Genomic DNA, 20,680 nt, shown 5'->3' with positions numbered 1-20,680 from the left:
AGGCAGGAAATGGCAGTCGCTCCTTCGCTCAACTGCCTCTCCAAAGAATCCTTTCTCAGCCTAAACTCAACCCCAAAATCGCCATGTGCGATTCCCCTGCCTCAAGGGGGGAGATCACCCACGCCCGAAATGCCGGCTCGCCACCTCGACATGCGTGTCGTGCGCATGCGCTTCGAAACGCTCGGTTTCGCCGAGATCGTCCACCGCCTCGTTCGGCCACCAGCTGCCGCCGACCACGATTCCGTCCGAGACCAGCCGTTGCTCGGCGACCAGCGAGGCGCCGACCGAATCGACAAAGGTGAAGCGGCCCGGACGCAGCCGCAGCACCGCGATGTCGCCGACCGCACCCACCGCCAGCCTGCCGAGATCGGGCCTGGCGATCGCTTCGGCCGGCCGCTGTGTCGCGGCGCGCAGCACCTCGACCAGCGGCATGCCGAGCGCCAGCAGCTTCGACATGCACACCAGAATGTCGAAGGCCGGCCCGTCGACGCAGTAGAGATGCACGTCGCTGCTGATCACGTCCGGCGCCAGCCCCTCGCCGAGCATCGCTTTCGCCACTTCGAAATCGAACGAGCCCATGCCGTGGCCGATATCGAAGATGACGCCGCGCTCGCGCGCCAGCCGCATATCTGGCCGCACCGCCCCCGAGGCGAAGACCGGCGCGTTGGGAAACGGCCGGAAGCAGTGGGTGAGGATGTCGCCCTTGCGCAACCGCGGCAGCACTTCCGAGCGGCCCGGCGGCGGCTCGTCTATGTGCGCCATCAGCGGCAGGCCGGCTTTGTCGGCGGCTTCGAGCGCGAGATCGACCGGCGCGATGCCGCTGGTGCCGCCGGCATGGCGACCCGAGCGGACCTTGATGCCGACAACCACGTCCGCGTGCTCGCGAGCCGCCGCTACCGTCTCGCGCGGTTCGCAGAGCCGGAGGTCGCTGCACTCGCCGACCGACACGGTCTGCGAGAAGCCGAATATGCCGGCAAAGGAAATGTTGACATAGGCCAGGATGCGGACTTTCGAGCGCTCGATGACGTGGCGGCGAAAGCCGAGGAAATTGCCGGCGCCGGCGCTTCCGGCATCGATGAAGGTGGTGGTGCCGCTCTTTGCGGCGAACCGGTCGGCATCGACGCCGAGCGACGTGCCGCCCCAATAGACATGGCTGTGCAGGTCGATCAGGCCCGGCGCGACGATCGAGCCCGTGGCATCGATGACGTGGGCGGCACGTTCGAATGGGATTTCGGTGTCGATCGCGGCGATACGGCCGTCGGCAATCGCCAGATCGCGCTGCGCGTCGAGGCCGGAGGCCGGATCGATGAGGCGGCCGCCTTTTATCAGGAGATCGAATTGCATCGCGCCTGTCTCCATTTTCCCGTCAGGCCGGCCTGTAGGCAACGGCCTCGACCTCGATCTTGATGTCGATCATCAGCCGCGACTCCACTGTCGTGCGCGCCGGCGGGTCTTTCGGGAAATGCCTGGCATAGACGGTGTTGAAAATGCCGAAATCGCGGGCGTCTTCGAGCCAGACCGTCGTCTTGACTACGTCGTCCAGGGTACAGCCGGCCAGCGCCAGTGCCGCCTTGACGTTCGACAGCACCTGCTCGGTCTGTTCGGCGATGCCGCCCTTGACCACCAGCCCGTCTGTGCCGACCGGCACCTGGCCTGAGACATAGACGAAATCGCCGGCCCTGACCGCCGGCGACAACGGCACATGGGATTTTCCAAAACACTGCTTGGGCAAGGAGGTCTCCTCTGGAAATCGTTGCGTGACCGCGCGACTTGTCAGCTTGGCGCGAGAGGACGCGGCCCCTCTGCGAGTCTCATCCAACATCTTCGAAGCCTATATCGCTTTGCCGCGAGAGCGCCAGAACGATCACTGCGCTCGGTGATCCTTCGCGCCAGCGTCTGGACCCGCGACACCAGCCCGCTCAGCGGTCGATCCGCGTCGACAGGATGATCGACGACGACGTGCGCTCGACTCCGTCCATGGCGCCGATCTGGTCGAGAAGCGTGTCGAGATCCCTGATCGACGGCGCCTCGACGATGACGATCATGTCGAAATTGCCGCTAACCGAGTGCAGCGTGCGAACCGGTGCCAGCGCCTGCAGGCTGCGCACCACCTTGTCGGCAAGCTTGGGGGTGACGGTGAGCAGGACATGCGCCCTGACCAGCCCCTGCTCGTAATCCGGCGACAGCCTGACCCCGTAGCCGGCGATGATGCCGCGCTCTTCCAGCCGCTCGATCCGGCTTTGCACCGTCGTTCGTGAGACGCCGAGGCGCCGCGCCAGTTCTGCGGTCGAGGCGCGCGCATTGGTGCGCAGCAGGGAAAGCAGAGCCTGGTCGGCATCGCTGAGCATTTCGACGAACCTTACCGTCACATTGCCCAAAGAGAGGCTGCGTTTCGTACAATCTCACGCTTCCTTTCGACAGGCAAGCTGCGATTCTAACCGTGAATTTAGCATTGGTGCGAGGGACCGGTCATGAAGGAAATCATCGTCGTCGGCGCCGGCAAGATCGGCTCGACCATTGCCGAGATGCTGGCTTCCACGGGCAACTACCAGGTCACGCTCGTCGACCGCTCGGCGGCGCAGCTCGGCGCGGCCGAACTGCCTGAAACGGTCGAGACGCTGGAACTCGACATCGAAGCCGCCGGCACCCTCGAAGCGGCCCTGGCCGGCAAATTCGCGGTGCTCAGCGCGGCGCCCTTCCATCTGACCACGCGCATCGCCGAGGCGGCGGCCAGCGCCGGCGTGCACTATCTCGATCTGACCGAGGACGTTGTCAGCACCAGGCGGGTCAAGGAACTGGCGCGTTCCGGCAGCAGCGCCTTCATCCCGCAATGCGGTCTGGCGCCGGGCTTCATCTCGATAGTTGCCAACGATCTCGCCAGCCGCTTCGACACGCTGGAAAGCGTGCGCATGCGGGTCGGCGCGCTGCCGCAGTACCCGTCGAATGCGCTGAACTACAATCTGACCTGGAGCACCGACGGCGTCATCAACGAATATTGCGAGCCTTGCGAGGCGATCGTCGAAGGCGAGCTGATCGAAGTGCCGCCGCTCGAGGAGCGTGAAGAATTCTCGCTCGACGGCGTCACCTACGAGGCGTTCAACACCTCGGGCGGGCTGGGCACGCTGGCCGAAACGCTGAAAGGCAAGGTGCGGACGCTGAACTATCGCACCATCCGCTATCCCGGCCATGCCGCGATCATGAAGGCGCTGCTCAACGACCTCGGCCTGCGCCACCGCCGCGATATGCTGAAGGACATTTTCGAAAGCGCCCTGCCGGCAACGCTGCAGGACGTGGTTATCGTCTTCGTCACCGTCAGCGGCCGCAAGAACGGCCGTCTGCTGCAGGAGACCTACGCCAACAAGATCTACGCCAGGCGCGACGGCGAAACGGTGCGCAGCGCCATCCAGATCACCACCGCATCGGCCATCTGCGCGGTGCTCGACATGCTCGCCGACGGCAGCTTGCCGGCCAGGGGCTTCATCAAGCAGGAGGACATCGCGCTCGACGCGTTCCTGGCCAACCGCTTCGGCCGCGCCTATGCGCAGCACGAAATGGTTAGCCGGCTTGCAGGGTGAGCTGCGTAATCTCCCCCCTCGAGGGGGAGATGTCGCCGAAGGCGACAGAGGGGGTCGCCTCGCGTAGAGCGCCAACCTCCATCTGTCGCAAGGGAGGTCGCATCCAGTCGAACCGACCCCCTCTGGCCTGCCGGCCATCTCCCCCTCAAGGGGGGAGAGCGCGAGCCCTCAGACATGCAGCGCATGCCCCAGCGCCTTCAGCGCCGCTTCCTGAAAACCCTCGCCCTGTGTCGGATGGGCATGGATCGTCCCGGCGATGTCCTCCAGCGTCGCGCCCATCTCCAGCGCCAGCCCAAACGCCGTCGACAGTTCCGACACGCCCTGGCCGACGGCCTGGATGCCAAGCACCAGATGGTTGTCCGCCCGCGCCACTACCCGGACGAATCCGTCCTCGCCCAACTTCGTCATCGCCCGGCCATTGGCGGTGAAGGGAAACAGTCCGACCTTGATCTCGCCACGGGTCTTGGCCTCCTCCGGCGACAGGCCTGCGGTGACCAGCTCCGGATCGGTGAAACAGACAGCCGGGATCGCTCGTCTGTCCCAGCTGCGCTTGTGGCCGGCGACGATCTCGGCGACCATTTCGCCTTGCGCCATCGCCCGGTGCGCCAGCATCGGCTCGCCGGTGACGTCGCCAATGGCAAAGATACCACGCATCGAGCTGCGGCACTGGTCGTCGATGCGGATGAAGGGTCCGGCCATGTCGAGGTCGATCTGCTCCAACCCCCAGCCTTCGGTCACCGGCTTGCGACCGACCGTGACCAGCACCTTGTCGGCGGCAATCTTGCCGTTCTTGCCGCCATTCGTCTCGACCAGCAGCGCGTCGCGCTTAGTGGACAGCCCCTTGGCCTTGGCGTTCACGAGCACCTCGATGCCGAGTTCGGCCAGCCGCTTCACCACCGGCCGGGTCAGTTCCGCATCATATTGCGCCAGCACGCGCGGCAACGCCTCGACCACGGTCACCTTGGCGCCCAGCTTGGCAAAGGCGATGCCGAGTTCCAGCCCGATATAGCCGCCGCCGACCACCGCCAGCCTCTCCGGAACTTCGCTCAGCGCCAGCGCCTCGGTCGACGAAATGACCGGCCCGCCGAACGGCAGCGACGGCAGCTCGACCGGCGCCGAGCCGGTCGCTATCACCACCGTTTCGGCTCGGATCACCTGCATGCCGATCTCGGTCTCGACGGCAACGGTCTTGCCGTCGCGAAATGTCGCCCAGCCATGCACCGTCTTCACGCCAGCTTTCTTCAGCAGGCCGGCGACGCCGTTGTTCAGCCGGCTAACGATGCCGTCTTTCCAGGCAATGGTCGCGGCGAGATCAAGCGACGGTGCCGCGACCGTTATGCCGAGTGGACTTTTGCCGCCGGCCATGTGCGAGAGCTTTTCGAACTCTTCGGCTGCATGGATCAGCGCCTTTGACGGGATGCAGCCGACATTGAGGCAAGTTCCGCCCGGTTTGCCTGCCTCGACGATCACCGTGTCGATGCCAAGCTGCCCGGCGCGGATGGCACAGACATAGCCGCCCGGACCGGCGCCGATGACCAGCAGCTTGCAGGAGATTTCCTTCATGTCAGCTGCGTCCTTTCGAGGATAAATGCCCCACCATCCGGCCGCTGCGCGCCTTTCCTTCTCCCCCTGTGGGAGAAGGTGGATCGGCGCGTAGCGCCGAGACGGATGAGGGGTGTTGGACGGAGTGCGGTAGGTGCCAAGCTGGAGCACCCCTCATCCGTCGCCTTCGGCGACACCTTCTCCCACAAGGGGAGAAGGGGGAGCCAGCGTCCCGGCGCCCCATGCTGCCGGGCGAGGGGGCCTTTGCGACCGTTCTCATCTCCTCAGTCCACAAAAATCAGCGCCGGCGTCTCCAGTAGCGTCTTTATCCGCTGGATAAATACCGCTGCATCCCAGCCGTCGACGACGCGGTGGTCGAAGCTGGAGGACAGGTTCATCATCTTGCGCGGGATGAACTGGCTGCCGTCCCATACCGGCCGCACCATCATCTTGTTGACGCCGACGATCGCCACTTCCGGATGATTGATCACCGGCGTCGTCGCCACGCCGCCCATGGCGCCCAGCGAAGTGATGGTGATGGTCGAGCCCGAGAGCTCGTCGCGCGTCGCCGTGCCGGATTTTGCCGCCTCGGCCAGCCTGACAACCTCGGCTGCACAGTCCCAGATGTCGCGCGCCTCGGCGTGCTTGACCACCGGCACCATCAGCCCGGAAGCCGTCTGCGCGGCGATGCCGATGTGGACGCCGCCATGCTGGTGGACGATGCCGGCTTCGTCGTCGAACAGTGCGTTGACATTGGGCTGGTCGGCGATTGCCTTGACCATCGCCCGCATCAGGAACGGCAGCAGCGTCAGCTTCGGCCTGTCCGCGCCGGGCCGCTTCTCCTTGTTGAGCGCGGCGCGCAAATCCTCGAGCGCGGTGACGTCGATCTCCTCGACATAGGTGATATGCGGGATGCGCGACTTGGCCAGCGTCATCTTCTCGGCGATCTTTCGCCTGAGCCCGACTATCTTGATGTCCTCGACCGCCTCGTTGCGGGCGAGGCCAGGGGCCTTCGCGAGCCGGGGTCCGCGTGCCAGGAAGGCGTCGATGTCCTCGTGCCGGATGCGGCCGGCCGGGCCGGTTCCCGGGACCTGCCGAAGGTCGATGCCGGCCTCTTTCGCCCTGAGGCGGACGGCCGGCGAGGCCAGTGGCTTTTCTCCCTCGGGGCGCGGCGCACCGACCGGCGCTATACCCCCGAAAGCCGGCGCAGTACCCCCACCCCTAACCCCTCCCCACAAGGGGGAGGGGGACTCCATATCCGCCGTTCGTGCGCCCTCGGTTCTTGGCACATGCCCGACCAAGGGCGAGCTGGACCTGGCTTCGGCTTTGGCGGCCGAAGCTCGTCCCCCTCCCCCTTGTGGGGAGGGGCTAGGGGTGGGGGTAGGTGCCGCCTCACCCTCCGCCGATTTCGCGCCTGCGTTCACATTTCCCTCGCCGGCCACCTTCAACCTGACAATCGGCGAGCCGATCGCCACCGTGTCGCCGATCTCGGCGCCCAACCAGACGATCTCGCCATCGACGGGCGACGGAATTTCGACCGTCGCCTTGTCGGTCATGACAGCGGCAAGCACGGCGTCCTCGCGCACGAGATCGCCGACCTTGACCTGCCATTCGACGAGCTCGGCCTCGGCAACGCCTTCGCCGACATCGGGCAGCTTGATGACATATTCGCCCATCGTTCCCTCTTCAGGCTTCCATCGTTTCGACCAGCGCGCGGCCTAGCCGGGCGGGACCGGGAAAATAGTCCCACTCCTGCGCATGCGGATAGGGCGTGTCCCAGCCGGTGACCCGCGCCACCGGCGCTTCCAGATGGTAGAAGCAGTTCTCCTGGACCAGCGCCGAAAGTTCGGCACCGAACCCCGATGTCAGCGTCGCCTCGTGCACCACCACGCAGCGCCCGGTTTTGTTGACCGAGGCGACGATCGTCTCGAGGTCGAGCGGCAGCAGCGTTCTCAGATCGATGATCTCGGCATCGATGCCGGTCTCCTCGGCCGCCGCCCGGGCGACATAGACCATCGTGCCGTAGGCAAGCACGGTGACCGCCGCACCCGGCCGTCGGATCACCGCCTTGCCGAGCGGCACCGTGTAATGGCCGTCGGCAACCTCGCCGAGCTCATGTTTCGACCATGGCGTTACCGGCCGCTCGTGATGACCGTCGAAAGGCCCGTTATAAAGCCGCTTCGGTTCCAGGAAGATCACCGGGTCCGGATCCTCGATCGCCGCGATCAGCAGGCCCTTGGCGTCATGCGGGTTCGAGGGCACCACGACTTTCAGGCCGGAGACGTGGGTGAACAGCGCCTCCGGGCTCTGGCTGTGGGTCTGGCCGCCGAAAATGCCGCCGCCGGTCGGCATTCTCACGACGATCGGGCAGGTGAAATCGCCGTTCGACCGGTAGCGCAGCCGCGCCGCTTCCGAGACAATCTGGTCATAGGCCGGATATACATAGTCGGCAAACTGCACCTCGACGCAAGGCTTCAGCCCGTAGGCGGCCATGCCGATGGCCGCGCCGACAATGCCGGATTCGCTGATCGGCGCATCGAAGCAGCGGCTCTTTCCGTATTTCGCCTGCAGGCCTTGCGTGCAGCGGAAGACGCCGCCGAAGAAGCCGACATCCTCGCCGAACACGATGACTTGGCTGTCGCGCGCCATCGACACGTCCATGGCGTCGCGGATCGCCTCGATCATGGTCCGCCGCGGCATGGTCAGACCCCTGCCTGTTGGCGCTGGCGCCTGAGATGCGGCGGCATCTCGGCATAGACGCCCTCGAACATGTCGCGCGCCGAGGGCTTGCCGCCGGCATGCAGCGTGCCGTGGCGCTCGGCCTCCCGCTGCGCCGAAATCACCGTGTCGAGGATTTCCGCCTCGGCCTGGGCGTGGCGCTCGTCCGACCAGACGCCGCGCTGGATGAGATGGTTCTTCAGCCTGACGATCGGGTCGCCGAGCGGCCAGGCATCGGACTCGGCCTTCGGCCGGTAGGCCGACGGGTCGTCGGAGCTCGAATGGGCGCCGACGCGGTAAGTGACGTATTCGACCAGCGTCGGCCCGAGATTGCTGCGCGCCCGTTCCGCCGCCCATTTGGCCACCGCATGGACGGCGAGATAGTCGTTGCCGTCGACGCGCAGCGACGGAATACCGAAGCCGAGCCCACGGGCGGCAAAAGTACCGGAGCCGCCGCGGGCGATGCCCTGGAAGGTCGAGATCGCCCACTGGTTGTTGACGACGTTGAGCACGACCGGCGCCTTGTAGGTCGAGGCGAACACCAGCGCCGAATGGAAGTCGGACTCGGCGGTCGAACCGTCGCCGATCCACGCGGCGGCGATCTTTGAATCGTTGCTGATTGCCGAGGCCATCGCCCAGCCGACCGCCTGGATGTACTGCGTCGCCAGATTGCCGGAGATAGAGAAGAAGCCGTGCTCCTTCGATGAATACATGATCGGCAATTGCCGCCCTTTCAGCGGATCGGCCTCGTTCGAATAGATCTGGTTCATCATCGTGACCATCGGGTAGCCGTCGGCGATGAGCAGGCCGGCCTGCCGATAGGTCGGAAAATTCATGTCGCCGCGCGACAGCGCCTTGCGGAAGGCGCAGCTCACAGCCTCTTCGCCGAGATGCTGCATGTAGAAAGAGGTCTTGCCCTGGCGCTGTGCCATCTGCATGCGCGCATCGAAGCTGCGCAGCGTCATCATATGGCGCAGCCCCTCCAGCAACTCGTCGTCCGAAAGCAGCCCTGCCCACGGCCCGACCGCCTCGCCGGCGCGGTTGAGCACGCGGATGATCGAGAAGGCCAGATCGCGGATGTCGCGCGGGTCGACGTCGATCTTCGGGCGCGGCACCGAGCCAGCTTTTGGAATGCTCACATTGGAGAAATCCGGCGTCCCGCCCGGCCGCACTTCCGGTTCCGGAACATGGAAGCGCAGCATTCCGGCATCGGCCATGATCTCGGTCCTCCACTGTTGCCCGGCCAGGATACTTGCACACCGCCAGACCAGTGCCAATTCGTCGGGCGCGGCTTCGCTGCCGCTGGCTGCTGCCCGCGGCCGACAGGATGGAGATATGTCGGCGAAATTTCTTGTCGATCTTCCGCGCCGGCGCGCAATTTGGGAGATGATTGCGCCGGGTTTCCCGCCAGATAAGGCATGCGTCGGGTTGGGCGGCGCGAGCACCTCCTTCTCCCCTTGTGGGAGAAGGTGGCCGAGCGAAGCTCGGTCGGATGAGGGGTGTTCCAGCTTGGCACCAACAGCGCTCCGGCCAGCACCCCTCAACCGTCTTGGCGCTGCGCGCCAATCCACCTTCTCCCACAAGGGGGAGAAGGAAAGGAGGGCGGCGCCGTTCACCCCGCGCCCGCGTCATGCTAATCAGCGCCCATGGCACAAAAGAAAGCATACGAGGTCGATGCATGGCTCGCGAAGCCGGATCCGCGCGTCTCGATCGTGCTGCTTTACGGTCCCGATCGCGGGCTGGTTGCCGAGCGGGCAAAGGCCTTTGCCGGCAAGACCGGCCTGCCGCTCGACGATCCGTTCTCGGTCGTCAGGCTGGACGGATCGGAAGTCGATCGCGACGAGGGCCGCCTGCTCGACGAGGCCCGCACCGTGCCGATGTTTTCGGAGCGGCGCCTGCTATGGGTGCGCAACGCCGACGCTCAGAAGGCGCTTGCCGACGACGTCAAGGCGCTGACGTCGGAGCCCGCGCGGGACGCCATCATCCTCATCGAGGCCGGCGACCTGAAGAAGGGCGTCGGCCTGCGCGCCGTGGTGGAGGCGGCGGACAATGCCATGGCTCTGCCTTGCTACGCCGATGAGGCCAGGGACATCGACACGGTCATCGACGACGAACTGCGCAAGGCCGGCATGTCGATGACGCTGGAGGCGCGGCAGGCGCTGCGCCGCAATCTCGGCGGCGACCGGCTGGCCTCGCGCGGCGAGATCGAAAAGCTCGTGCTTTATGCGCATGGCCAGGCCGAAATCGGCCTCGACGACGTCAAGGCGACATCCGGCGATGTCTCCGGCCTCTCCTTCGATGCGGCCGTCGACGCCCTGCTCGAAGGCAGGATCGCCGACTTCGACACCGCCTTCACCCGCCATTGCCAGTCCGGCGGCCAGCCCTTTCTGGTACTTTCATCGGCGATGCGGCAGTTGCAGGCGATCCAGGCGATGCGCGGCCTGATGGACGCCGGCGGCCGCAATGCCGCTTCGGTCGTTGCCGCGGCGCGCCCGCCGGTGTTTTTCTCCAGGCGCAAGCTGGTCGAGAAAGCCCTCGAACGCTGGAGCAGCGAGGCGCTCGGGCGCGCCCTCAACCGCCTGCAGACGGCGGTGCTGCAGACACGCCGGCGGCCGGATCTGTCGGTCGCGCTGGCACGCCAGGCCCTGCTCGGCATCGCGGTGGAGAGCGCGAGGCTGGCGCAGCGCACCTGATCTCCCCCCTTGAGGGGGAGATGTCGCCAAAGGCGACAGAGGGGTCACAGCGCGTAGAACACCAGCCCCTTCCGCGACGACAGAGGAGGTGGGCGCTTGAAATTTGACGACCCCTTCTGGCCTGCCGGCCATCTCCCCCTCAAGGGGGGAGATTAACTACTTCGACGATTTCGCCAATCACCGCACGGCAGCAAAAATCTTATTTGCCGGCTAATTTTAGCAACCTACCTACTCCCGCTTCAGCCTTCGGCAAAGCTCGTCGAGCTGCTCCAGCGTCCGGTAGGCGACGCTGATCACGCCGCCGCGCTGGTTGTGCTCGATCGTGACAATCATGCCGATCGTGCTGGTCATCAGCCGCTCCAGCGCCAGCGTGTCGGCATCCTTTTGCGGCGGTGCGGCGGGCTGGCGTTTTGCCGACGGCGCGCCGACCGGCAGCTGCGCCAAGGCCTCGGCCTGGCGCACCGAAAGCCCCTCATCGATGATCCGCTTGGCAAGCCCGGCCGGGTCGTTGGCCGTCACCAGGGTACGGGCGTGGCCGGCAGAGAGCGCCCCGTCGACCAGCATGTCGCGGATGACGTCGGGCAGCTTGAGCAGTCTCAACGTGTTGGCGACATGGCTGCGGCTCTTGCCGATCACCTGGCCGAGATCGGCCTGGGTATAGCCATGGTCGTCGATCAGCTGCTGGTAGCCGAGCGCCTCCTCGACCGGGTTGAGGTCGGTGCGCTGGACGTTTTCGATGATCGCCAGTTCGAGCGCCGTGCGATCGTTGACGTCGCGCACGATAATCGGGATTTCGGTCAGCCCGGCGCGTTGCGCCGCACGCCAGCGTCGCTCGCCGGCGATGATCTCATAGCGGCCCGGCTGGGTTTTCGACGGCCGCGCCACCACCGGCTGCACCACGCCATGTTCGCGGATGGACTGGGCGAGGTCGGTCAGGTCGGCGTCGCCAAAATGCCGGCGCGGGTTTTTCGGGTTAGGGCTGAGGAACTCGATCGGCACCTTGCCGTCGGCCGCCAACCCGGGCTTTTCCGGTGCCGCCGGGCGATCGATTTCGCCGATCAGGGCCGCCAGTCCCCGTCCCAGTCTTTTCCTCGAAGGGTCTTCGTTCATCGTCCGTCCAGATCGTTTCGGTATCGAATCGCTTGTTGGTTACTGCTAGGCGGCACGCAATTTGCGCTCGCGGCGGATGACTTCCGAAGCAAGCTGCAGATAGGCCTGGCTGCCCGAACATTTGAGGTCGTAGAGAATCGCCGGCTTGCCGTAGGACGGCGCCTCGGAGACGCGGACATTGCGCGGGATGACGGTTTCATAGACCTTGTCGCCCATATGCGCCCGCACATCCTGCACCACCTGGTTGGCGAGATTGTTGCGCCCGTCGAACATGGTCAGCACGATGCCCTGGATCGTCAGGTCGGGGTTGATCGAGCGGCGCACCTGCTCGACCGTCTCCAAAAGCTGGCTCAGGCCCTCCAGCGCGAAAAACTCGCACTGCAGCGGCACCAGCACCGAATCGGCCGCAGCCATCGAATTCAGTGTCAGCAGGTTGAGCGACGGCGGGCAGTCGATCAGCACATAGCCGAAATTGGCCGAGCGCTCAGCCGAAGCCCGCAGAGCGTTGCGCAGCCGCAGCACTCGATCCGGCGCCGAGGCGATTTCCATCTCTATGCCGAGCAGGTCGAGCGTCGACGGTACGATCGACAGGCCAGGCACCGCCGTCGGGATCGCCGCCGCTTCGAGATCCAGCTCGCCGGTCAGCACATCATAGGACGAGACGGTGCGGTCGCGCCGGTCGATGCCAAGCCCGGTGCTGGCGTTGCCCTGCGGGTCGAGATCGACGATCAGCACCTGTTCGCCTATGGCCGCCAGCGCGGTGGCCAGATTGATGGCGGTCGTCGTCTTGCCGACGCCGCCTTTCTGGTTGGCGACGGTGATGATTCGGGGGCCGTTCTTCATCATGGGTCTATGCCAGAAATTCATTTGGGTCGCCGGTCACAAGCCAGGGTGCTGTCGCAAGTCGGATACTTCGAGAATGACGCCCTGTGCGTCGGTTGCACTGGCATGTTCTACCAGATCGAAAGACCATCGTTGAGCGCTTTCTGCCACTTCGGCGCGGTAATCCCGACCTTTGTGAAACAGGCCGCGCGACCCCTTGGTCAGCCACGGTGCTGCCAGGTCGAGCAAGCCGGGCAGCGAGGTGAGTGCCCTGGCTGTGACGATTTGCGGTGCAGGAACAAGAGGATAGCTGTCTTCGATGCGGCGCGCGATAACCTTGGCGGGCAGGCTGAACTGTCCGATGACCGCTTGCAGGAACGATGCTTTTTTCCGGTTGCTTTCAACCAGGTCGATACCGGCGCCGTCCCGCTCGGCAAGCAAAAAGGCCAGCACAAGGCCGGGAAACCCACCGCCGGAGCCGAGATCGACCCAGCGCTTCGCCTTTGGTTTGATTCGCGCCAGCTGCGCGCTGTCGAGGATGTGGCGGCGCCAGACATCGTCCTGCGTCGATTGCGCGGCCAGATTGATCCGGCGGTTCCATTTCTGGAAGACGGCCTCGAACTCGACCAGGCGATCGAATGTTTCACGTGAAACCGGGCCCGCTGCCGCCTGCAGGTTTGCCCAGGACGCAGCGCTCACGCGACCTGCTTTCGCGCGGCCGCCTCGGCATTGCGGACATGGGCGACAATAATCGCCAGCGCCGCCGGCGTCATGCCTTCCATGCGTTGCGCATCGGCAATCGAGCGCGGCTGGCGTGCCAGCATCTTCTGCTTCAACTCGTTCGACAGGCCGGGAACAGAAGCAAAGTCGAGCGATTTGGGAATAAGCCTGCTCTCCTCATGCCTGATCTGCGAAACATCGGCCTGCTGCCGGTCGAGATAGACAGAATATTTGGCTTCCGTTTCAAGACGTTCGGCCGTTTTGCTGTCGATCGCCGCGAAAGCCGGCTCGACCCTCGCCAGCCAGGCGATGTCGACGCCGGGATAGGCCAGCAACTCATAGGCCGAGCGGCGGACGCCGTCCCGGTTGATTTCGAGCCCATGGCGCGCTGCCTCATTGGGGGTCATGGTGGTGCCGAGGGCGAGCTGTCGCGCCTTCTCAAGGTCTTGCATACTATTGTTGAACCGCTGCATCCGCTCCGGCGAGGCAATCCCCAGCCTTATCGCCAGTGGCGTCAGCCGCTCATCGGCGTTGTCGGCTCGGAGCGATAGCCGGAACTCGGCCCGCGAGGTGAACATGCGGTAGGGTTCGGCAATGCCGCGGCTGGTCAAATCGTCGACCATCACGCCGATATAGGCTTCGGTGCGGCTGAGCACGATTTCCTCGCTCGCCGACGCCTTGCGCGCCGCATTCAAGCCGGCAAGCAGCCCTTGCGCGCCGGCCTCCTCGTAGCCGGTGGTGCCGTTGATCTGTCCGGCGAGGAACAAGCCGGCGATCCGCTTGGTTTCCAGCGTCGGCTTGAGCTCGCGTGGATCGACATGATCATACTCGATGGCATAGCCCGGCTGCAGCATCGTTGCCCGCTCCAGCCCCGGAATGGTCTTCAGGATGTCGAGCTGCACGTCCTCGGGCAGCGAGGTCGAAATGCCGTTCGGGTACACCGTGTCGTCGTCCAGCCCTTCGGGCTCCAGAAAGATCTGGTGGCCTTCGCGGTCACCGAACTTGACGATCTTGTCTTCGATCGACGGGCAATAACGCGGCCCGACGCCTTCGATCGACCCCGAATACATGGCCGAGCGGCCGAGATTGGCGCGAATCAGCTCGTGCGTCGCATTGGTCGTTCGGGTGATGCCGCAATGGATCTGCGGATTTTCGATGCGATCGGTCAGCAGCGAGAACGGCACGGGGTCCTCGTCCGCCGCCTGGCTCTCCAGTGACGCCCAATCGATCGTCCTGCCGTCCAGCCGCGGCGGCGTGCCGGTCTTCAGCCGCCCGAGCCTGAAGCCGGCGTGGCTCATCGTCGCCGACAGGCCGACGCTCGCCTGCTCGTTCATGCGGCCGGCGACGATCTTCTTCTCGCCGATATGGATCAGCCCGCGCAGAAAAGTGCCGGTCGTCAGCACCACGGCGCCGCAGGCGAGCCGGCTACCATCCGCCAGCAGCACCGCCGCGATGCGTCCGTCGTCGATTTCCCCATTGTTGATTTCGAAATCCAGCACCTCGCCTTCGATGACATCGAGGCCAGCCTGCTGGCGGATTGCCGCCTGCATGGCGAGGCGATAAAGTTTTCGGTCGGCCTGTGTTCGCGGACCACGCACGGCTGGCCCCTTGCGGCGGTTGAGCAGGCGGAACTGGATGCCGGCGGCATCGGCGACGCGCCCCATCAGCCCGTCCATGGCGTCGATCTCGCGAACCAGATGGCCCTTGCCGAGGCCGCCGATCGCCGGATTGCAAGACATCACGCCGATCGTGTCGAAACGCAGCGTCACCAGCGCCGTCCTGGCGCCAGCCCGCGCGGCCGCACTAGCCGCCTCGCACCCAGCATGACCGCCGCCCACCACCACCACATCGTAGCGATTGGTCATTTGTATATTCCGATTCAAATCTGCCGACACATGTGCCCGTGAGCCTGCACTGTCAAGGACACCAACTAGTCGTTTCACGTGAAACAATTCCGTCTGCGTTCATCGCTACGTGTTTCACGTGAATCATCACCGGCTTCCCGCCACTATGCGAGTAAGCTAGCGACACGCCCGCATCTCGGCATTTGGCAATGTTTCACGTGAGTCATTTGCCGATACAGAACTGCGAAAAGATAACGTCCAGCATATCCTCGACATCGACCGCCCCAACGATGCGTCCAAGCCGATCCGCCGCCAGGCGCAGTTCCTCGGCCCGTAGCTCCTGCCCGCGATCACCACTGACCACTGCTGCGAGCAGGAAGCGTTTCGTCTCGTTGAGCAGCTCGACGTGCCGCAGCCGCGACGGCAGGACATCGCCGGCCTTGCCGATCTGGACTGCGGCACGACGCCCGATCTCGTCCAGCAGTTCGGCCAGACCCGTGCCGTCCCGCGTCGAGATAGCGAAATCATAGTGCACCGCAGGCGAGGGCGATTTACCCCCCAGCAGGTCAATTTTTGTTCCAACCCTCAGCGCCTGAATGTCGCCCGGCGGCACACCGATTGCGATTGGCTCCGCCAGATCCTCAAGCAGCAACAGCAGATCGGCGCTGTGCGCCTTGGTCCTGGCCTTCTCGATGCCGATCGCCTCTATCTTGCCGGGCGCCTCGCGCAGACCGGCGGTGTCGGTTACCCTGACCCGCACCCCTTCCAGGTCCAGTACCACCTCGAGCAGGTCGCGGGTCGTGCCCGGCTCGTCGGTGACGATGGCCGCTTCGCGCCGCGCCAAGGCGTTGAACAGGCTGGACTTGCCGGCATTCGGTGCGCCGAGGATTACCACTTCGAACCCGTCGCGGATGATTTCGGCAGCGCGGAAGCCGGCGACGTGGCGCTCGATTTCGTCGATCATGGCCCGGACATCGGACCAGACCGTATCAGCGACCGAGCCCGGCACGTCATCCTCGTCGGCAAAGTCGATCTCGGCCTCGATCATCGCGCGGGCGTGGATCAGCCGTCGGCGCCAGCCCAGATAGACTTCGCTCTGCACGCCTTGGGCGTTGTGAACGGCAAAGCGCCGCTGCGCCTCGGTTTCAGCGTTGATGAGATCGGCCAGCGCCTCGGTTTCGACCAGATCGAGCTTGCCGTTGAGAAAGGCGCGGCGGGTGAGTTCGCCAGGCTCGGCATGCCTGACGCCGTCGAAGGAGGCGATCGTTTCCAGCATCCTCGCCACAACGGCGCGCCCGCCATGCACATGGAACTCTGCAACGTCCTCGCCGGTAAAACTGTCGGGGCCGGCAAAGAAGACGACCAGGCCGCTGTCCAGCACCGATCCGTCGAGCGCCCGGAACTTGCGATAGGTGGCAACGCGGTTTGGCACCTTCGATCCAGCAATCGTTTCGACAGCGAATCGACTCTGCGGCCCGGAAATCCGGATCACCGCAATGCCGGCCGGCAGGCGCCCGCTCGACAGCGCCACGATGGAGTCTTTTGAAATCATTTGCCCGCTCTGCCGAAGCGCCCTAGCTATGCCTGTTCAATCCGCATCGAGTAGTGCCGTGACATTGCCTGCACAAAACCTGCTTGCCGAAGAGGCCAGCCCCTATCTGCAGCAGCACAGCGGCAATCCAGTGCACTGGCGGCCATGGTCGCCCGCCGCTCTGGCCGAAGCAAAGGTGCTGCAGCGTCCGATCCTGCTCTCTGTCGGCTACGCCGCGTGCCATTGGTGCCACGTCATGGCGCATGAGAGCTTCGAGAACGACGACGTCGCCGCCGTCATGAACCGTCTCTTCGTCAATATCAAGGTCGACCGCGAGGAGCGCCCCGACATCGACCAGATCTACATGGCGGCGCTGTCCTCGATGGGCGAGCAGGGCGGCTGGCCGCTGACCATGTTCCTGACGCCGGAGGGCAAGCCGTTCTGGGGCGGCACTTACTTTCCGCGCGAAGCCCGCTACGGCCGGCCGGGTTTCGTCCAGGTGCTGGAGGCGGTTGACAAGGCTTGGCGGGAGAAGAAAGAAAGCGTTAACCAGAGTGCCGACGGGCTGACCACGCATGTCGAGACGCGGCTGGCGGGCAGCCATGCCAAGGCCGTGCTCGACCGCGGCATGCTGGCGAACCTCGCCAATGGCATTGACGGCATGATCGACCGCGATTTGGGCGGTCTGCGCGGCGCGCCGAAATTCCCCAACGCGCCGTTCATGCAGAGCCTCTGGCTGACCTGGCTGCGCGACGGCACCGCATCGCACCGCGACGCCGTTCTCCTCAGCCTCGAAAAGATGCTGGCCGGTGGCATCTATGACCATATTGGCGGCGGACTCAGCCGCTACTCGACCGACGCCGAATGGCTGGTCCCGCATTTCGAAAAAATGCTCTACGACAATGCCCAGCTCATCCGCTTGTGCAATTGGGCCTATGCGTCAACCGGCGAGGAATTGTTCCGGCTGCGAATCGAAGAGACCATTGCCTGGCTGTTGCGCGAAATGCGAGTCGAGGGCGATGCCTTCGCCGCCAGCCTTGATGCCGATAGCGAGGGCGAGGAGGGGTTGTTCTACACCTGGAGCAGGGATGAACTCGAGGCAGCCCCTGGCGACGATTCAGCATTGTTTTTCAAATACTTCACGCTTGCCGATCCGCATGGTTGGGAAGGCAAGCCGATCATTTGCCAGACTGATGCTCAACAGGCGCAGAGCGTCGTCGATCGTGACCTTCTGGTTCCGCTCAAGCAAAGGCTGCTGGCAGCGAGGGAACAGCGCGTGCGGCCCGGGCGTGACGGCAAGGCCCTGACCGACTGGAACGGCTTGATGATCGCAGCCCTTGCCGAGGCCGGACGGTCGCTTGGCCGATCCGACTGGATCGAAGCGGCGGCAACGGCCTTTGCCGCGATTGCGGCTGCCGGACGTGACGGCCGCCTGCCGCATTCGATGCTCGGCGCAAAGAAGCTGTTTCCGGCTCTGTCGAGCGACTATGCCGCCATGGCCAACGCCGCCATCTCACTGTTCGAGGCGACCGGCAATCCCGACTACATCGATCGCGCCGGGAACTTCATTGAGCAACTCGATCTTTGGCACCGGGACAGCGACAAGACCGGCTATTATCTGACCGCGTCCGACAGCGCGGATGTGCCGATCCGCATCCGCGGCGATGTCGACGAAGCCATTCCTTCCGCTACCGGCCAGATCATCGAAGCCCTGGTCCGATTGTCGTCGCTTTCGGGCGATCTCGATCTCTGGGAAAAAGCCTGGACAGTCGCAGAGCACGCGGGCGGGCGGGCGGAGCACCAGGGCTATGGCCAGGCGGGTATAGTCAATGCCTGTGCCTTGGCGCTTGAACCGCTGAAGCTAGTGATCGTGGATAGACCGGAGACTCTAAGGCTTGTTCCGGTTGCGAATCGAAATCCAGACCCGCGCCGGGTGGACGTCGTCGTGCCTGTTGGCTCGGCGACAAATCTGCCAGCCTTGCCAGGCGGCGTCCTGCCGCCAACGACCGAGCCCGGCGCCTGGCTCTGCACGGGGCAGGTCTGCCTGCCGGTGATAACCGACGCTGAGGAACTCGAGCGGCAGTTGCGCCGTCGATAGGTCGAGGTGCACAGAACCGGAACGCCGGCGGGACAGCGCCTTGCCCCCTTTACGTATTCATCGAATCGAAGAAATCCGCGTTGGTCTTGGTCTGCTTGAGCTTGTCGATAAGGAACTCGATGGCGTCGGTCGTTCCCATCGGCGCCAGGATGCGGCGCAGCACGAAGATCTTCTGCAGGTCCTGGCGCGGAACCAGCAGGTCCTCCTTGCGGGTGCCGGATTTGAGGATGTCCATGGCCGGATAGATGCGCTTGTCCGCCACCTTGCGGTCGAGCACGATTTCCGAATTGCCGGTGCCCTTGAACTCTTCGAAGATGACCTCGTCCATGCGGCTGCCGGTATCGATCAACGCCGTCGCGATGATGGTCAGCGAGCCGCCTTCCTCGATGTTGCGGGCAGCACCGAAGAAGCGCTTCGGCCGCTGCAGCGCGTTGGCGTCGACACCACCGGTCAGCACCTTGCCGGATGACGGCACGACGGTGTTGTAGGCGCGGCCGAGGCGGGTGATCGAATCCAGCAGGATGACGACGTCACGGCCGTGCTCGACCAGGCGCTTGGCCTTCTCGATGACCATTTCGGCAACCTGGACGTGGCGCACCGCCGGCTCGTCGAAGGTCGAGGATACCACCTCGCCCTTCACCGAGCGCTGCATGTCGGTGACTTCCTCCGGCCGCTCGTCGATCAGAAGCACGATCAAATAGCATTCCGGATGGTTGGTGGTGATCGAATGGGCGATGTTCTGCAACAGCACCGTCTTGCCGGTGCGCGGCTGCGCCACGATCAGGGCGCGCTGGCCCTTGCCGAGCGGCGCCACCAGGTCGATGACGCGCGCCGAAATGTCCTTCGAGGTCGGAACCTCCATCTCCATCTTCAGCCGCGAGGTCGGATAAAGCGGGGTCAGATTGTCGAAATGGATCTTGTGGCGGATTTTTTCCGGGTCGTCGAAATTGATCGTGTTGACCTTGAGCAGCGCGAAATAGCGCTCGCCCTCTTTCGGGCTGCGGATCGGCCCTTCGACCGTATCGCCGGTCTTCAGCGAGAACCGCCGGATCTGCGACGGTGAAATATAGATGTCGTCGGGACCCGGCAGATAATTGGCATTGGCGGAGCGCAGGAAACCAAAACCGTCCTGCAGCACTTCGACGACGCCGTCGCCGATGATCTCGATATCCTGGGTCGCCAGCCTCTTCAAGATCGCGAACATCAGCTCCTGCTTGCGCATGACGCTGGCGTTCTCGACCTCGAGCGATTCCGCATAAGCGATCAGCTCTGGCGGTTTCTTGTTCTTGAACTCTGTGAGTTTCATTTCTTGCATCATTAGACGGACTCTGAGTAAGCTTTGGGAAAAATATCGGCGGGATGCGACAAATGCCGGGCGCGGCCGAAGCGATAAATGGGCGGCGCATGACGGGAAGGAAGACCCGTCTTTTATCGTCGGTCGGTTGAAAGAGCAAGCCGCCTTTTGCGGGCAACCGAAGACGTCAGAACGGTTTCACGATTACCAGGACGACGATGACGATCATCAGCAATGTAGGGATCTCATTGACGATCCGCCAGTGCCTTGCCGATTTTTCATTGCGGTCTTCGGCAAATTTGCGGACGGCGCCGGCGAGATAGCCATGCACGGCCGACAGGCCAACCACCGCAGCGATCTTGGCATGCAGCCAGCCGCCTTGAAAACCAAAGCCTTTCCAGGCGAGCCAAAGGCCGAATGCCCAGGTGATCACCATTGCCGGATTGATGATGCCGCGCAGCAGGCGGCGCTCCATCACCTTGAAAGTCTCCGACTGGACGGAGCCTTTTTCGGCATCGGCATGATAGACCAGCAAGCGCGGCAAATAGAGCATGCCAGCCATCCAGGAGATGACGGCAATCACATGGATCGCCTTCGCCCAGGGATAGAAATCATCGGGCCCGAAGAAAAACAGCAGCCCGGCCAGCACCAGGAAAATGGCGATCGCGATTGCCGCGCGGCGCATCGCGCCCTTACCGGTGTTGGTGCCGTTCGCATTGTCCGCGCCCATCAT

The 20,680-nt window shown here is 64.4% G+C and carries 17 protein-coding genes; 3 read left to right on the top strand and 14 right to left on the bottom strand.

The window, feature by feature from the left end:
• Window positions 1–114 precede the first annotated feature (114 nt).
• From NKH60_RS23470 to NKH60_RS23460, 3 genes are all read right to left on the bottom strand, one after another.
• Window positions 115–1,344 carry an amidohydrolase/deacetylase family metallohydrolase gene (locus NKH60_RS23470; protein WP_352837337.1) on the bottom strand — a complete coding sequence of 410 codons (1,230 nt, stop codon included), beginning with the start codon at window positions 1,342–1,344 and terminating at the stop codon, window positions 115–117.
• A 22-nt stretch (window positions 1,345–1,366) separates the two neighbouring features.
• Window positions 1,367–1,732 (bottom strand): RidA family protein, encoded by a 366-nt coding sequence (locus NKH60_RS23465; RefSeq protein ID WP_023675940.1) that lies wholly within the window; start codon window positions 1,730–1,732, stop codon window positions 1,367–1,369.
• Between the two features lie 187 nt (window positions 1,733–1,919).
• Window positions 1,920–2,348, bottom strand: a complete 429-nt coding sequence (locus tag NKH60_RS23460; RefSeq protein WP_352770106.1) for an Lrp/AsnC family transcriptional regulator — start codon at window positions 2,346–2,348, stop codon at window positions 1,920–1,922.
• A gap of 123 nt (window positions 2,349–2,471) precedes the next feature.
• On the opposite strand from NKH60_RS23460, the gene NKH60_RS23455 reads away from it, so the two are divergent.
• Window positions 2,472–3,575, top strand: a complete 1,104-nt coding sequence (locus NKH60_RS23455; RefSeq protein WP_352837334.1) for a saccharopine dehydrogenase family protein — start codon at window positions 2,472–2,474, stop codon at window positions 3,573–3,575.
• A 168-nt stretch (window positions 3,576–3,743) separates the two neighbouring features.
• Here the strand turns inward: NKH60_RS23455 and lpdA are convergent, their stop codons facing one another.
• The 4 genes from lpdA to NKH60_RS23435 form a co-directional block, all read right to left on the bottom strand.
• A complete protein-coding gene (gene lpdA, locus NKH60_RS23450) occupies window positions 3,744–5,138 on the bottom strand; it encodes a dihydrolipoyl dehydrogenase (protein ID WP_352837331.1) in 1,395 nt (464 codons plus the stop codon).
• Window positions 5,139–5,401: 263 nt separating this feature from the next.
• A complete protein-coding gene (locus tag NKH60_RS23445) occupies window positions 5,402–6,793 on the bottom strand; it encodes a dihydrolipoamide acetyltransferase family protein (RefSeq protein ID WP_352837328.1) in 1,392 nt (463 codons plus the stop codon).
• Window positions 6,794–6,803: 10 nt separating this feature from the next.
• Window positions 6,804–7,817, bottom strand: coding sequence for an alpha-ketoacid dehydrogenase subunit beta (locus NKH60_RS23440; RefSeq protein ID WP_352770428.1), 1,014 nt, complete (start codon window positions 7,815–7,817; stop codon window positions 6,804–6,806).
• Window positions 7,818–7,819: 2 nt separating this feature from the next.
• Entirely contained in the window at window positions 7,820–9,052 is a 1,233-nt protein-coding gene (locus tag NKH60_RS23435; RefSeq protein ID WP_254817940.1) for a 3-methyl-2-oxobutanoate dehydrogenase (2-methylpropanoyl-transferring) subunit alpha, read from the bottom strand.
• 429 nt (window positions 9,053–9,481) lie between these two features.
• Between NKH60_RS23435 and holA the strand changes: the two genes are divergently transcribed.
• On the top strand, window positions 9,482–10,528 hold the full coding sequence (gene holA / locus NKH60_RS23430) for a DNA polymerase III subunit delta (RefSeq protein ID WP_352837324.1): 1,047 nt from the start codon (window positions 9,482–9,484) through the stop codon (window positions 10,526–10,528).
• 228 nt (window positions 10,529–10,756) lie between these two features.
• Here holA and NKH60_RS23425 read toward each other — a convergent pair whose 3' ends face one another.
• The 5 genes from NKH60_RS23425 to mnmE all read right to left on the bottom strand — a co-directional run bounded on the left by NKH60_RS23425 (window position 10,757) and on the right by mnmE (window position 16,576).
• Complete coding sequence (locus tag NKH60_RS23425) at window positions 10,757–11,638, bottom strand: ParB/RepB/Spo0J family partition protein (RefSeq protein ID WP_352491256.1); 882 nt, start codon at window positions 11,636–11,638, stop codon at window positions 10,757–10,759.
• A gap of 45 nt (window positions 11,639–11,683) precedes the next feature.
• Window positions 11,684–12,484 (bottom strand): ParA family protein, encoded by an 801-nt coding sequence (locus NKH60_RS23420; protein ID WP_084642633.1) that lies wholly within the window; start codon window positions 12,482–12,484, stop codon window positions 11,684–11,686.
• A gap of 33 nt (window positions 12,485–12,517) precedes the next feature.
• A complete protein-coding gene (rsmG, locus tag NKH60_RS23415) occupies window positions 12,518–13,159 on the bottom strand; it encodes a 16S rRNA (guanine(527)-N(7))-methyltransferase RsmG (protein WP_352837269.1) in 642 nt (213 codons plus the stop codon).
• Entirely contained in the window at window positions 13,156–15,045 is a 1,890-nt protein-coding gene (gene mnmG / locus NKH60_RS23410) for a tRNA uridine-5-carboxymethylaminomethyl(34) synthesis enzyme MnmG (RefSeq protein ID WP_352837266.1), read from the bottom strand. Before mnmG ends, rsmG begins: the two co-directional genes overlap by 4 nt.
• 202 nt (window positions 15,046–15,247) lie before the next feature.
• Window positions 15,248–16,576 carry a tRNA uridine-5-carboxymethylaminomethyl(34) synthesis GTPase MnmE gene (mnmE, locus tag NKH60_RS23405; protein ID WP_352851614.1) on the bottom strand — a complete coding sequence of 443 codons (1,329 nt, stop codon included), beginning with the start codon at window positions 16,574–16,576 and terminating at the stop codon, window positions 15,248–15,250.
• A 58-nt stretch (window positions 16,577–16,634) separates the two neighbouring features.
• On the opposite strand from mnmE, the gene NKH60_RS23400 reads away from it, so the two are divergent.
• A complete protein-coding gene (locus NKH60_RS23400; protein WP_352837260.1) occupies window positions 16,635–18,653 on the top strand; it encodes a thioredoxin domain-containing protein in 2,019 nt (672 codons plus the stop codon).
• Between the two features lie 49 nt (window positions 18,654–18,702).
• Here the strand turns inward: NKH60_RS23400 and rho are convergent, their stop codons facing one another.
• Window positions 18,703–19,968, bottom strand: a complete 1,266-nt coding sequence (gene rho, locus NKH60_RS23395) for a transcription termination factor Rho (protein ID WP_023675925.1) — start codon at window positions 19,966–19,968, stop codon at window positions 18,703–18,705.
• A 166-nt stretch (window positions 19,969–20,134) separates the two neighbouring features.
• Window positions 20,135–20,680, bottom strand: coding sequence for a protoporphyrinogen oxidase HemJ (hemJ, locus tag NKH60_RS23390; RefSeq protein WP_502898648.1), 546 nt, complete (start codon window positions 20,678–20,680; stop codon window positions 20,135–20,137).

The organism is Mesorhizobium sp. M1006, from assembly GCF_040318825.1.
Taxonomy (GTDB): Bacteria; Pseudomonadota; Alphaproteobacteria; order Rhizobiales; family Rhizobiaceae; genus Mesorhizobium.
Note: the sequence above shows the minus strand (reverse complement) of the source record. Positions and strands in the feature narration are given on the sequence as shown.